Origin of the sequence: Salinispora fenicalii (genome assembly GCF_000514815.1) — a bacterium.
In the GTDB taxonomy this organism is placed as follows: Bacteria; Actinomycetota; Actinomycetes; order Mycobacteriales; family Micromonosporaceae; genus Micromonospora; species Micromonospora fenicalii.
The window spans coordinates 272137-285533 of the sequence record NZ_KI911471.1 but is presented as its reverse complement, the minus strand read 5'-3'; the positions used below and the strand labels follow the sequence as shown (position 1 = coordinate 285533).

Genomic DNA, 13397 nt, shown 5'->3' with positions numbered 1-13397 from the left:
GAGATGAGTGACCGTATCGCGGTGGTCGGGATTGCATGCCGGTACCCCGATGCCGAGTCGCCCAACCAGCTGTGGGAGAACGTGCTGACCGGCCGCCGGGCCTTCCGCCGGCTGCCGGACGAGCGAATGAACCACGAGGACTACTACTCCCCGGACCCGGCCGCGCCGGACCGGTTCTACTCCGCCAAGGCGGCGGTGCTGGAGGGGTTCGAGTTCGACCGAGTCAAGTACCGCATCGCCGGCAGCACCTTCCGATCCACCGACATGACCCACTGGCTGGCCCTCGATACCGTCGCCCGGGCATTGGCCGACGCCGGCTTCGCTGACGGCGAGGGACTGCCGGAAGCCAGGACCGGTGTGATCATCGGCAACACCCTGACGGGTGAGTTCAGCCGGGCGAACCTGCTGCGGCTGCGCTGGCCGTACGTCCGGCGCACGGTAGGCGCGGCCCTGCGGGAGCAGGGCTGGGACGACACAGCGGTGACAACCTTCCTGGACGATCTGGAGCCGCGCTACAAGGCACCGTTCCCACCAATCGACGAGGACACTCTCGCCGGCGGGCTGGCGAACACGATCGCCGGACGAATCTGCAACCACTTCGACTTCAAGGGTGGCGGATACACGGTCGACGGTGCCTGTTCGTCGTCGCTCCTGTCGGTCGCCACCGCCTGCAACTCGCTGAGCAACGGCGAGCTGGACGCGGCGATCGCGGGGGGCGTGGACCTGAGCATCGACCCGTTCGAGGTGATTGGGTTCGCCAAGACCGGTGCGCTGGCTACCGCCGAGATGCGGGTGTACGACCGCAACTCCAACGGCTTCTGGCCCGGCGAGGGCTGCGGCATGCTGGTCCTGATGCGCGACGAGGACGCCGTTGCCCGGGGTCTGCGCAGGCACGCGGTCATCGCCGGGTGGGGCTACTCCTCCGACGGTAAGGGCGGGATCACCCGGCCGGAAGCCAGCGGTCACCGGCTGGCCATCAGTCGCGCGTACCAACGGGCGGGTTTCGGCATCGATACCGTCGCCTACCTGGAAGGGCACGGCACCGGGACCGCCGTCGGCGACGCCACCGAACTGCGGGCGTTCACCGAAGCCCGCCAGACGGCCGCCCCGGATGCCGAGCCGGCCGCGATCAGCACGGTCAAGGGCAACTTCGGCCACACCAAAGCGGCCGCTGGCGTGGCCGGTCTCCTCAAGGCGATCCTGTCGGTCCGCCAGCAGGTGATCCCGCCAGCGACCGGGCACGTCGAGACCCACCCGGAGTTGGACGTCGAGCAGCCTGCCCTGCGGGTGCCGGCCACCGCCGAGCTGTGGCCGGCGGACAAGCCGATCCGGGCCGCGGTCTCGTCGATGGGCTTCGGAGGTATCAACGCCCACGTGGTGTTGGAGACGGCCGAGACCAGCCGGCGGACCAGGGTCGGCACCGCAACCGCGGCGCTGGTGCGCTCCCGGCAGGACACCGAGCTACTGCTGTTCGACGCCCGGACCCCGCAGGAACTCGGCGAACGGCTCGCCGGGCTGGCCCCGTGGGTGGCCCGGTTGTCCTACGCCGAGCTTGGCGACCTGGCCGCCGCACTGGCCGGGCAGTTGGCTGGCCAGCCGATCCGGGCCGCGGTAGTCGCCGCCTCGCCCGAGCAGGCCGCCAGCCGGCTCAGCCGGCTGGCGGAGGCGGTGGCCGCCGGCGAGCGGACGGTGATCAACTCCACCGAAGGCCTGTTCCTCGGTGCCGCCAGCGGTGACCCACGCATCGGCTACCTGTTCCCCGGACAGGGAGCCGGCCGTCGGTCCGACGGTGGCGCGTTGCGTCGTCGGTTCGACGAGGTCGACACGTTGTACCGGACGTACCAGCCACCCACTGGTACGGACCTGGTGGCCACGGCGGCCGCCCAGCCCCGGATCGTCACCGGATCGGTCGCCGGACTACGGGTGTTGTCCATGCTGGGCATCGAGGCGACCGGCGCGGCCGGGCACAGCCTCGGTGAGTTGACCGCGCTGCACTGGGCTGGGGCCATGGACGAGCCGACGCTGCTGGCAACGGCCGCCGCCCGGGGTCGGATCATGGCCGATGCCAGCGCCGGTGACGGCACGATGGCCAGCATCTCCGCCGCGCCCGACGTGGTGCAGCCGCTGCTGGCCGGCACCGCGGTGGTCATCGCCGGCTACAACAGCCCACGGCAGACCGCGGTCTCCGGCCCGGTCGCCGCGGTCGAGCAGGTCGGTGCCCAAGCCGAACGGCAAGGGGTGTTCTGGACCCGGATCGCCGTGTCGCACGCCTTTCACTCCGAGGCGGTCGCCCCGGCGGCCGTGGCGTTCGGCGAACATCTGGCGGGCCAGTCGTTCACCCCACTGGCCAAGTCGATGGTCTCCACTGTCACCGGTGAGCCACTGCCGGCCGACACCGATGTCGTCGACCTGCTGCGTCGGCAGGTGCTCGACCCGGTGCGGTTCACCCAGGCGGTCAGCCGACTGGCCGAAACCAGTGACCTGCTGGTGGAGGTCGGCCCGGGTCGGATCCTGCGCGGCCTGGCCGGCGAAATCGCCCCGGACGTGCCGACCGTTTCCCTGGAGACCGACAGCCTGTCGCTGTCCGGACTGCTCAACACCGTCGGGGCAGCATACGCGCTGGGTGCTCCGGTCGACCACGACGCGTTGTTTCAGGGCCGGTTCACCCGTCCGCTGGAACCCGGTCGGCCGCTGCGCTTCCTTGCCAGCCCGGCCGAGTCGGCCCCGGCCGGCGACTTCGCCGTGGCCCGGCAGGCCGACGCCCGGCCGGCCGAGGAAGCCCCGGGATCCGTTGACGGCTCCCGGCACGACGCGGCGGCGCGCTCCGACGGGGACACGCTCGAGGTGCTCCGGCGGCTTGCCGCCGAACGGGCCGAACTGCCGCTAGAGGCGGTACGCCCGGGCAGCCGGCCCCTCGACGAGCTGCACCTGAGCTCGATCACCGTCGGCCAGATCGTCAACCAGGCGGCCCGCGAGCTCGACGTACCAGCACCGACGCTGACCTCTAGCTACGCGACCGCAACAATGGAGGAAATCGCCCAGATCCTCAACGACGACGCCAGTGCCGCACCAGCCGACGACACGGAGCCGGTCGCCGCCGGGGTTGCCCCCTGGGTACGGGCATTCGCCGTGGACCTGGTGCCGACCGGTGCCGCCCCATTCGCCGGGTCGGGAGTCGACGGTGACTGGCAGGTTTTCGCCGCTGGCCTCAACCCGCTCGCCGATCCGCTGGCGGCGGCGCTACGGCAGGCGGGAGTGGGGGACGGCGTACTGCTCTGTCTGCCCCATGAAGGCCAGCAGGAGCACGTTCCGGTGCTGCTGCAGGCCGCCCGCGCGGCCCTGTCCGCCGGCGGGCCGGTACGGTTCGTCGCGGTCGGTGACCGGCAGTCGGCCGCGGGGTTGGCCAAGACGCTGCACCAGGAGCATCCGGAGATAGCCACGACAGTGGTCTTGCTGCCGCTGCCGGAGCACCTGACGGACGACGATCCGGCGATCGGTGACGACGTGGTGCGCCGGATCGTCGCCGATGTCGGTGCGACGACCGGGTTCAGCGAGGTGCACTACGACGCCGGGGGCGAGCGGCACGAGCCGGTGCTGCGTCCGATCCAGCTACCGTCCAACGGCGGACCCGGACTCGGCCCAGACGACGTGCTGCTGGTCACCGGTGGCGGCAAGGGCATCACCGCGGAGTGTGCGCTGGCCCTGGGTCGGGACACCGGCGCCGCCGTCGGCCTGCTCAGCCGCTCCGACCCGGCCGACGATCCCGAGCTGGCCGCCAACCTGGAGCGGCTACGGGCCGCAGGCGTCCGGTTCCACTATGCTCGGGCCGACATCACCGCGTTGGACCAGGTCAAGGCTGCGGTAGACGCGGTCGAGCAGGCGCTCGGCCAGGTCACCGGGGTGCTGCACGGCGCGGGACGCAATGAACCGACACCGCTGGCCGCGCTCGACGAGGCGACGTTCCGGCGTACCCTGGCCCCGAAGATCGACGGCTTGGACTCGGTGCTCACCGCGACCGACCCGCGGGCGCTGCGGCTGCTGGTGACCTTCGGCAGCATCATCGGCCGGGCCGGTCTGCGCGGCGAGGCGCACTACGCCACCGCCAATGACTGGATGACCGACCTGACCCGCAGGGTCGGTGAGGACCATCCGCACATCCGCTGCCTCGCGCTGGAGTGGTCGGTGTGGTCGGGTGCCGGCATGGGTGAACGACTCGGGGTGCTGGAGTCGTTGACCCGCGAGGGCATCTCGCCGATCCCGATCGAGGACGGAATCGCGGTTCTCAAAGAGGTGTTGGCCAGCCCGTCCACGCCGCAGGCGATGGTGGTGATGAGCCGGGCCGAAGGGCTGCCGACGGTCACCCTGGAGCGGCGGGAGCTGCCGCTCCTACGCTTCGTCGACCGGCCACAGGTGCACTACCCGGGCGTCGAGCTGGTTGTTGACGCCGACCTGACCGCCGACGATGACCTCTATCTGCCGGACCACCTGCTCGACGGGGATACGCTGCTGCCGGCGGTGCTCGGGATGGAGGCGATGGCCCAGGCGGCACGGGCACTGACCGGGCGGACCGAGACGCCGGTGCTGGACAACGTCGAGCTGCTCCGCCCGATCGTGGTGCCGCCGGACGGCCGCAACACCATTCGGATCGCGGTGCTCGCCGCACCGGACGGTGCCGTTGACGCGGTGGTCCGCAGCAGCGACACCGGGTTCGCGGCCGACCATTTCCGAGCCCGGTTGCGCTACGAGCTGCCGGCGCGCGCCGACGTGCGGCCGGCGACGGCGGCTACATCGCTGTTGCCCATCGATCCGGCCAACGAACTGTACGGGCCGGTGCTGTTCCAGGGGTTGCGGTTCCAACGGCTACAGGGCTACCTGGATCTGGCGGCCACGAGTTGTGTGGCCCAGGTCTCCAACCGGTCGGTCGCACCATGGTTCGCTCGCTACCGGCCGGCTGAACTGGTGCTCGGCGACCCCGGCACCCGGGATACGGTGATGCACGCCCTGCAGTGCTGCGTGCCGGATGCCACCCTGCTGCCGGGGGCGATCGAACGGCTGTACCTCACCGAGGCGAAGGTCGCCGCCACTCTGGACACCGTCACCATCCAGGCAGTAGAGCGGTCTCGCCAGGGCGACACGTATCTGTATGACGTAGACGTCCGTGACATGGACGGCAACCTCGTCGAGCGGTGGGTGGGGCTGCGGCTGCACGCCGTACGCAAACTGGACGGTGCCGGACCGTGGCTACCGGCGTTAGTCGGGCCCTACCTGGAACGGCGGATCGGCGCTTTCCTGCCGAACGACCTGCGGGTGGTGGTACGCCCGGACGATCCGCAGGCGGTCGGCCCGGCCGACCGGCGGGAGCAGACCCGCAAGGCGGTCAGCTGGGCGCTGGGGGGCGACACGGTGGTGCACTACCGGCCGGACGGCAAGCCGGAGGTCACCGGAGGACCGCAGATCTCGGTATCGCACGGTGCCGCTGTGACCATGGCGGTAGCCGGGCCGACGGCCGTCGGCTGCGATGTCGAGGTGGCTGCCGCCCGGACCGACGAAGAGTGGGCCGATCTGCTCGGCGCGGAGAACCTGGCCCTGGCCGCGCTGATCGCCCGGGAGCAGAACGAGGAGTTGTCGGTATCGGCGACCCGGGTGTGGGGCGCGATCGAGTGTCTGCGCAAGAACGGCCACGCGCGCGTCGATCTGGTTACCGAGCCGGATCGACCGGCCGGCTGGGTGGCGCTGCGGTCCGGAACTACCTGGATCGCCACGTTCGCCACCTCGCTGCAGGCGGTCGACGATCCGGTGGTCTTCGCGATGTCCGCCGACGGAGGTAGGTGAGCCATGGAGTCCTACTACGAGTACCGGCACCTGGTGGGTTTCGAGGAAACCAACCTGGTGGGAAACGTCTACTACGTCAACTATCTGCGCTGGCAGGGCCGCTGCCGGGAGATGTTCCTTCGGGACCGCGCTCCGGAGGTGTTGGCAGATATCCGGGATGATCTCAAGCTGTTCACCCTCAAATGCGAGTGTGAGTTCTTCACCGAGATCAGCGCCTTCGACGAGCTGTCGATCCGGATGCGTTTGGAGGACCTTACCCAGACCCAGATCGGCTTCGCGTTCGACTATGTCCGGCTCCGGGACGGCTTCGAGGAACTGGTCGCCCGTGGTCGGCAGCGCATCGCCTGCATGCGCGGACCGAACACCGACACCCGGCCCGCTCTGGTGCCGGACTCGCTGCGGGTCGCGCTGTCGCAGTACGCCATAACCGGCATCAACGGTAACGGGAAGCGCCGGGTGCTCGATGGGGCTAGGGAGGGCTAACGTGATTGGCGACAAGCAGGCCACACCGGACGTGGCACGGGTCGGACCCGACGGCAAGGGCCCCGGGGACCACACGGAGCTGCGGGCGGTCATGGGTATGTTCGCCACCGGCGTCACCCTGGTGACGTCCGGGGCCGACCTGCCGCATGGGATGACCGCGAACGCGTTCACCTCGGTGTCACTGGAGCCCGCGTTGGCGCTGGTGTGCGTCAAGCGCACCGCGGTCCTCCACTCGACGATCCTGACCCAGGGCAGTTTCGCGGTGTCGATCCTGGGCTCCGACCAGGAAGGACTGGCTCGCTACTTCGCTACTTCGTCGCGACCACGTGACGAGCGGGAATTCGAGACGGTGCGGCACTGGTCGGGGCGGCACACCGGTGCCCCGATTATCTCCGGCAGCCTGGCCTGGGTGGAGTGCAAGCTAGCCGCAGTGTATGACGGCGGTGACCATTCCATTTTCCTCGGCTCGGTGTTGGGCACCGGCCGCGGCGACAACCACGACGCGTTGTTGTTCCACGGTGGCCGGTTTGCGGAGATCGCCAAGCGCGGCTGACTCTTCGCCCTCGGACCGGGTGGCCCCGTGGAACGCGGGCCACCCGGTCCTATGTTGTCGTCCTGTCCGCGCCAGCGACGGTAGCTCGTGCGGCCCACCACGTCAGGACGGGTGGGCCGCGTCAGGACGGGTGGGCCGCGTCAGGACGGGTGGGCCGCGTCAGGACGGGTGGGCCGCGTCAGGACGGGTGGGCCGCGTCAGGCCTCGTGGACCCGCATCGGCAGACCGCCCCGGACCCGCAGCGTCAGCATCGGCTCGGGGACCAGCCGGTAGCCGGGCTGGACCGACAGCCGCAGCCGGCGTGCGACACAGGCGATCACGAACACCGCCTCCATCAGCCCCAGGGTGTTGCCCACGCAGAAGCGCGGACCGGCACCGAACGGGATGTACGCGTACCGGGGCCGGTCGGTGCCGAGCTCGGGGTCGAACCGGTCCGGGTTGAACCGGTCCGGTTCTGGCCAGAACTCTGGATGCCGGTGCAGGGTGTACGGGCAGAACACGAGGTCTGCGCCGGCCGGCACGTGGTAGCCGCCCACGACATCGTCACGCTGGGCGATCCGGGGTAGCAGCCAGACCGGTGGGTAGAGCCGCATCACCTCGTCAACGACCATCGCGGTGTACCGCAGCCGATGCAGGTCCTCGTATACAGGTATTCGGTCGCCGAGCACCTCGACTGCCTCGGCATGCACTCGTTCCCAGACATCATGATGCTGATCAAGCAGTTGGAACGCCCAGGTCAGTGTGCTCGCGGTGGTTTCGTGGCCGGCCAGCAGCAGAGTCACCAACTCGTCACGCATCCGTTGCCGGGCGACCTGCGGATCGGTCTCCTCGCCGGTCGATTCGATCAGCCGGGACACCACGTCGTCGCGTCCCTCGACGCCGCCGGCCGCCCGCCGTCGGGCAACCAGCTGGTCGACGACGTCCTGCAGCTCGGCACGGGCGCGACGGAACCGTCGTTGCCGGGGCAACGGCACCCAGGTCGGCACCGCCCCCAGCGACATCATCTCGAAGATAGCCTGATCCTGGACGGACTCGAACGCATCGCCGATGCCGCCGAACTCTCCCAGATCCGTGTCGAGTAGCGTCCGGCCCAGTACACCGAGAGTCAGATCGGTCATTTCGTGCCGGATGTCGACTGGTTCATCGCGGCCGACCATGGTGTGCAGCCGATCGGCCAGGCCAACCGCCTCCTCGGCGATCGCGCCGGCCTGCCGGGCGATACGCCGGGCCTGAAACACCGGCTGGATCGTCTTACGCTGTTTGCGCCACAGCTCGCCTTCGCTGGTCAGCAGGCCGTCACCGAGGGTACGACGAGCGTGGACCAGACCGATTCCCTTGTGATAGCTGCCCGGATTCTCGGCGAGTACGTGCTTGGCGTGGTCTGGATGGTTAAAGAAGTACAACGTCTTCGGCCCCAGCGGCAGCCGGACGGCGTCTCCGTAGCGGGCCGACACCGAGCGCATCACGTCGAGCCGGTTGCGGGCCATCCGAGCCAGCAGCCATGGTGCCGACCATGGCGACGGGCCGGGGGGATACAGCCGGCTCGGCCGGTCTGCGAGCGCGGTCACGACTGCGCCCCGGCATCGACGCGGAACCGGGCCGCGATCGCGCGCCGCCACACCTCGTACGCCGGCAGGTCGGATTCCGCCGTGACCGGCGGAATCTCCTCGTCGGTGATCCGCGCGGCCTCGACGGCACTGGTCCGGCAGAACACGTCGGTGGCCAGTTCGGTGTGCGCCGTCAGCAACCCAGCGCGGACCCGGGCCTGGGCCGCGAACGCGCTGGCTTGGGCGACGAACGGGGCGTGCTCACCGGATCTGCGTAGGAAGAGGGCGAGTTCCGCCGCGGTGGCACCACCGGCGTATGTCGCGGCTAGGCCGGCACCGCTGTACAGATCCTGGTGCCGGGTGACGGGGAAGGCGTCGATCAGATCGGCGGCGAGCGTCGGGTCGGATCCGGCGACGAACCAGATCGCCCGCCCAATACCCTGGTCGACGACCCGGTCGGCGTACCATGTCGGGCCTTCGGCAGGCCAGGGGAAGCCACGTACCGACCGTCGGTTGGTCACGTACTCGGCTGTACGGAAGTACGCCTGGTGAAAGCCGTACCCATCGAGCACCAGCCAGCGCAGCAGCGGGTCGGTGGCCCCCGCACTGGCCCGGCCCCACAAGAACCGAGGCAGCCGGGCCATCGCCCACCCGATTCCGACGTACGCCATGTAGACGTGCCGATCGCCGCTCCCGGCGAGGAACTCGGGGCTACGCCGGGGCGTACCGGGGCTGATCGCGTCAACCATCGCGAAGCCCATAGCTGCACCCTCGTACGCGAACCCCTGGAAACGGGCCGGTAGCCCAGCGAACTCGACGCCGATGTCGGTGACCCGCCGGGCACCAGCGGCCGAGGAGAGCCCGGCCAGAAACGAGGCACCGACAGATTCCAGAACGTCACGTGATTCCGGTCCTTTGACATGGAAGCCACGGACGGATACCCGGGTCTGTGAAATGTCAGGGGTCAGGAGTCGGCGCCTGAACCCTCGGATGATTCCGGACACTGTTGCTCCCATTCATCCAGATCAGACAAGCATCATCATTGATCGTCCCGCTACGGCCCGTAGAATAGCCACTCCTCGATTGCCCTCTGACTTACACTATTGGGGCCATCCAAATCGGCACTATGCAAGAAGACCCGACGGTGCCTGGCGGGAGACGATCGGATCAATTTCATTTCGCTCAGCCGTACCTCATTGGTGGGACGGAGGGCGATATCCCGACTATCGCCCCGTGTACTCCGCAGAGTTAAGGGAGACCGAATGCTGGTCCTGATCACTGGCGGCACCGGTTTCGTTGGCGCGCATACGATCGCGGCCACGGTCGCCGCCGGGCACCGGGTCCGGGTACTGGCCCGTGACCCCGGCGGGGTGGCCCGAGCGTTGTCGCCGCTGAAGGTTGCCGGCGACGCGGTCGACGTGGTGGTCGGGGACGTCACCGATCCCGCCACGGTCGACCGGGCGGTCCGGGGCACCGATGCGGTGGTGCACGCCGCCTCGGTCTACTCGTTCGACAGCCGGCAGCACGCCGCGACCCGGCGGACCAACGTCCGCGGCACCGAACTGGTGCTGGCGGCGGCCCGTGCCGCGGGGGTGGCCCGTACGGTCTACGTGTCCACGGTCGGCGCGTTGCTGCCGGCGACGGCCTCGACAATCGGTCCGCACTCGCCGGTGGGCACCGCCAGCGAACCCTATCTGGCCAGCAAGGCCGCCGCTGAGCGGGTCGCACGCGGTCACCAGGAGCAGGGCGCACCGGTGGTGATCACCTACCCGCCGGCGCTGCTCGGTCCGGACGATCCGAAGCTCGGTGACCAGACCACCCGGTTGCGCTCCGTGCTGCGCGGCATGATGCCGGTGTGGCCGACCGGAGGCTTTCCGGTCGGTGACGTCCGTGACACCGCCGCCTTGCACGCGGCGCTGCTCACCGCGTCAAGCGACGGTCTGGACCGATACTTCGGACCGGGGCGCTACGTCAGCACCCGCGACTATGTAGCCACTGTCCGTACGGTCACCGGCCGACGGCTACCGACGCTGTTTCTGCCGGCTCGGGCGATGCTGCCGTTCGCACGACTCACCGACCTGGCGCAGCGGGTGTGGCCGTGGCATATCCCGGCCGAGTATGGCGCCTGCTACGTCTGCGCCTGCGCGGTACGACCGCCGCAGGACGTACCGCCGCACGGGCCGGCCGCCCGTCCGTTCGACTGGACGGTCGCCGACACGGTGCGCTGGTTGCACCGGACCGGTCGGCTCTCCGCGGGCAATGCCGGACGCGTGTTGACCGAACCGTGCACGTAGGCAGCTGCCAACAGCAGTGAACTGCCGTGGTGACACGGCCAAACAGGGAGGCAAGGATGTCCGAAGGCGACAGCCCACGCGTCGCACCCGGCACCACGGCCGCTGAGCCGGCCGCAGCCGGCTACCGGCAGGTCCGCCGAAACATGACCGATCTCCTCACCGACTCAACGGACCTGACGGTGGTCGTGCCTAGCTGCCCGGACTGGACCGTGGGAGACCTGGCCAGTCACCTGGTCCAGGTCTGCGCGCGAGTGCACGACCGGGTCGTCTCAGGTAGCGCGACTACGGAGAGTCCAGGTGCCGGACCGGCCGGCGTCCAGTTTTCGCTACTGCCGGCGGACCGCGCGACCGCGCCGCTTCCGGCTGGCGGGATCGGCGCCCTCCTTGACGACTGGGCCAGATTGAGCGGGCCGGTCGAGCAGCTTCTCGGCGAGCCGTTCAGTATCCGGCGCGGCATTCTGGTCATGGACGCGTACACCCATGAGTTGGACCTGCGTCGGGCGCTGCGGTTGGCACCACCCTCACCGGACCACCCGGCACGACCGGTGGCGATGGGCATTCTGGTGAAGGGACTCTCCGCGTCTACCCGTGGCCACGGACTACCTGCGATACAGGTAGAGACTGATCTTGGCCGGTTCTTGGTGGGTGAGGGTGATCCGGCGGCCACCGTCGCCGGCTCCTGGTACGACGTCTACCTGGCGATGTCCGGACGGCTCACCGAGGAGCGCATTCGTACGCTGCGCTGGAGCGCGGACCCGACACCCTGGATTCGGGCATTCACCTGGGGACCGTTCGTCGTCCCCGCACAATGAACCCACCGGTCGCCTGGCCGGCGGCGTACGCCATTGACCAGGCGACCGTGAGCCACCGGGGTCACGACCTGATCGCGCCGATCGCCCGGGTCTGTCCGCTGGCCCGGCGCTCGTCCCGGCCCCGGGACCGACGGCTCGGGGCGCCGCCGGGGACGCCTCCGTCGAGCTCGGGCAGTGCGATCAGGATGGGAAGGTCGAAGACCCCGGTCGCGTGTAGTTCCAGGTTCACGGCCAGCTCGGTGTCGGTCGTAATCGACAGCGGCTCATGTCCGCCGACCGCCAACGGACGGCGGGTCGACGGTGGCGTGGGTGTGTACTCCAGCGCGATCGCCGCCGCCCGCAGGTACCACTCACCCTCCGGAACATCGGTGAGCAGGTAGTCGCCGGACGACTCGAGGATGTCGCAGGCCACCGGCATCCCCTGCACGATGGGGCTGTCGAACGCTCCGACATAGACCTTGACCGGAACGTCGATCGGCGGCAGCACCACTTTTCCGCTGATCGTGGCGGATCGCCGGCTGCTGGTTGAACGGGGCTGGGAGAGCTGCGGAATACCGTGTTCGGCGAGCCATCGGTAGCGTGCCGGCGAGATCCTGACGCTACGGGTGAACCGGCTGATGAAGGTGCCCAAGCTGTTGTATCCGACGGCGTAGGCGATGTCGGTGACGCTCATGTTGGTCTCCAGCAGCAGGTGTTTCGCCTTGTACAGCCGGATCGCTGTCAGGAAGCGGCCGGGCGATGTGCCCGTCTTAGACCGAAACAATCTAGAAAAATAGAAACGACTCAGAAAAGCAGAATCAGCCATAGCATCGAGTGAGAGTGGTTCGTGATAGCGGTCCCACATGATGGAAATAGCCCGTTCGACGGCGTCAGGCAATGCGATTCAACTCCATTCGGCTATAGGCGACCAAGTCGCCTCTCGAATAGTGCGCTCGCGCGCTGGTCACCCACTCCAACGCATTTCCCGGAAGCACTAACATCATCCGCTCACTAAGAAAGGAGCGTCACCACGTGCCTCTCCGCCTTACATGAGAGTGCCGTGGACAGTGCACTGAGGTAACTGCTTACACTCCGCTCATTACGTGTCGACTCACCGTGGGCAAGTAATGAATTGAACAATGCTCCACATCTAGGCTCTGACCGGTCTGGATGACTTCAGATCATACCAGTAATCGAGAACAGTAAGTGCGGCGAGATCTCGACATTATTGCTCAATCAATGACTGACCATCGAGTGCCATCCGTAGCGAAAACCCCGCAACACTCAACGATTCCCTTTCTGTCCGAACGGAAAGTGACCTACCCCCGCATCGGGAGCAAACTACCCACCCGACGGGCCGCTGCCATCGCCGCCCAGAAGGAGAGTTCGAGCAGCGTACGGTCATCGACACCAGCCTGCCGACGGCGCTCAGTAACCATCGGATCCACCGTCTGTAAGACACCCTCGTTGCCAACCGCCCAGGACAGGTCGGTAGGCGGTTCAGCGACGGGAAGCAGTCCGAGCGCCACATCTGGTGCGTGCGCTCTGCGGGCAGTGGCGGCCTTCGGGAGGTCGAGTAGCCCCAACACCGGCGGCAGGGCGAGCTCCGGCACCGTGGGTGGCATGTCATGGAGGTACACGTTGGTCACCCGGTTGAGGTAGTGCAGCAGCACGGCGACGCCGGCCAGGTCGGGAAGTTGCTCGGCCGAGATCCATGGATTGTCCAATCATTCCAGGTGATGTACTGATATCGCCTACTCGACGACGGCGTCCAGTCCGAGGTGGACCTGTTCGGGCTACCCAGCCCCAGGGCGGCAAGCATGCTTTGTGGAACACCGTGCAGTACGGACAGGCGTTGCCGGCCGCCACCGCTGCGGCCACCGCCTCCTCAGCCGGC

General features: G+C 68.6%; 9 protein-coding genes. 5 read left to right on the top strand and 4 right to left on the bottom strand.

Annotated elements, in window-relative coordinates; all coding sequences use genetic code 11:
• The first annotated feature begins 3 nt into the window (after positions 1-3).
• The 3 genes from B116_RS0119220 to B116_RS0119210 are packed head-to-tail and all read left to right on the top strand — an operon-like array spanning position 4 to position 6868.
• Positions 4-5832, top strand: a complete 5829-nt coding sequence (locus tag B116_RS0119220) for a type I polyketide synthase (protein ID WP_027661002.1) — start codon at positions 4-6, stop codon at positions 5830-5832.
• A 3-nt stretch (positions 5833-5835) separates the two neighbouring features.
• Positions 5836-6315 carry an acyl-CoA thioesterase gene (locus B116_RS0119215; RefSeq protein ID WP_018719941.1) on the top strand — a complete coding sequence of 160 codons (480 nt, stop codon included), beginning with the start codon at positions 5836-5838 and terminating at the stop codon, positions 6313-6315.
• A gap of 1 nt (position 6316) precedes the next feature.
• Positions 6317-6868 carry a flavin reductase family protein gene (locus tag B116_RS0119210; RefSeq protein WP_018719940.1) on the top strand — a complete coding sequence of 184 codons (552 nt, stop codon included), beginning with the start codon at positions 6317-6319 and terminating at the stop codon, positions 6866-6868.
• Positions 6869-7065: 197 nt separating this feature from the next.
• Here the strand turns inward: B116_RS0119210 and B116_RS0119205 are convergent, their stop codons facing one another.
• Entirely contained in the window at positions 7066-8436 is a 1371-nt protein-coding gene (locus tag B116_RS0119205; RefSeq protein WP_050591895.1) for a cytochrome P450, read from the bottom strand.
• Positions 8433-9431 carry a DUF1702 family protein gene (locus B116_RS0119200; protein WP_033667737.1) on the bottom strand — a complete coding sequence of 333 codons (999 nt, stop codon included), beginning with the start codon at positions 9429-9431 and terminating at the stop codon, positions 8433-8435. Before B116_RS0119200 ends, B116_RS0119205 begins: the two co-directional genes overlap by 4 nt.
• Positions 9432-9677: 246 nt before the next feature.
• On the opposite strand from B116_RS0119200, the gene B116_RS0119195 reads away from it, so the two are divergent.
• Positions 9678-10709: an SDR family NAD(P)-dependent oxidoreductase gene (locus B116_RS0119195; protein WP_027660999.1), complete on the top strand. Its 1032-nt coding sequence runs from the start codon at positions 9678-9680 to the stop codon at positions 10707-10709.
• 56 nt (positions 10710-10765) lie between these two features.
• Positions 10766-11521 (top strand): maleylpyruvate isomerase family mycothiol-dependent enzyme, encoded by a 756-nt coding sequence (locus tag B116_RS0119190; RefSeq protein ID WP_027660998.1) that lies wholly within the window; start codon positions 10766-10768, stop codon positions 11519-11521.
• A 61-nt stretch (positions 11522-11582) separates the two neighbouring features.
• Here the strand turns inward: B116_RS0119190 and B116_RS25475 are convergent, their stop codons facing one another.
• Positions 11583-12365 (bottom strand): helix-turn-helix transcriptional regulator, encoded by a 783-nt coding sequence (locus B116_RS25475; protein WP_082312847.1) that lies wholly within the window; start codon positions 12363-12365, stop codon positions 11583-11585.
• A 454-nt stretch (positions 12366-12819) separates the two neighbouring features.
• Complete coding sequence (locus B116_RS0119180) at positions 12820-13227, bottom strand: hypothetical protein (protein WP_027660997.1); 408 nt, start codon at positions 13225-13227, stop codon at positions 12820-12822.
• Positions 13228-13397 lie beyond the last annotated feature (170 nt).

What these genes read in the sequence shown, in the direction of transcription:
- B116_RS0119220 (WP_027661002.1), top strand. Translation starts at nt 4, where the DNA reads ATGAGTGACCGTATCGCGGTGGTCGGGATTGCATGCCGGTACCCCGAT.
- B116_RS0119215 (WP_018719941.1), top strand. Translation starts at nt 5,836, where the DNA reads ATGGAGTCCTACTACGAGTACCGGCACCTGGTGGGTTTCGAGGAAACC.
- B116_RS0119200 (WP_033667737.1), bottom strand. Translation starts at nt 9,431, where the DNA reads ATGGGAGCAACAGTGTCCGGAATCATCCGAGGGTTCAGGCGCCGACTC.
- B116_RS0119195 (WP_027660999.1), top strand. Translation starts at nt 9,678, where the DNA reads ATGCTGGTCCTGATCACTGGCGGCACCGGTTTCGTTGGCGCGCATACG.
- B116_RS0119190 (WP_027660998.1), top strand. Translation starts at nt 10,766, where the DNA reads ATGTCCGAAGGCGACAGCCCACGCGTCGCACCCGGCACCACGGCCGCT.
- B116_RS25475 (WP_082312847.1), bottom strand. Translation starts at nt 12,365, where the DNA reads ATGTGGGACCGCTATCACGAACCACTCTCACTCGATGCTATGGCTGAT.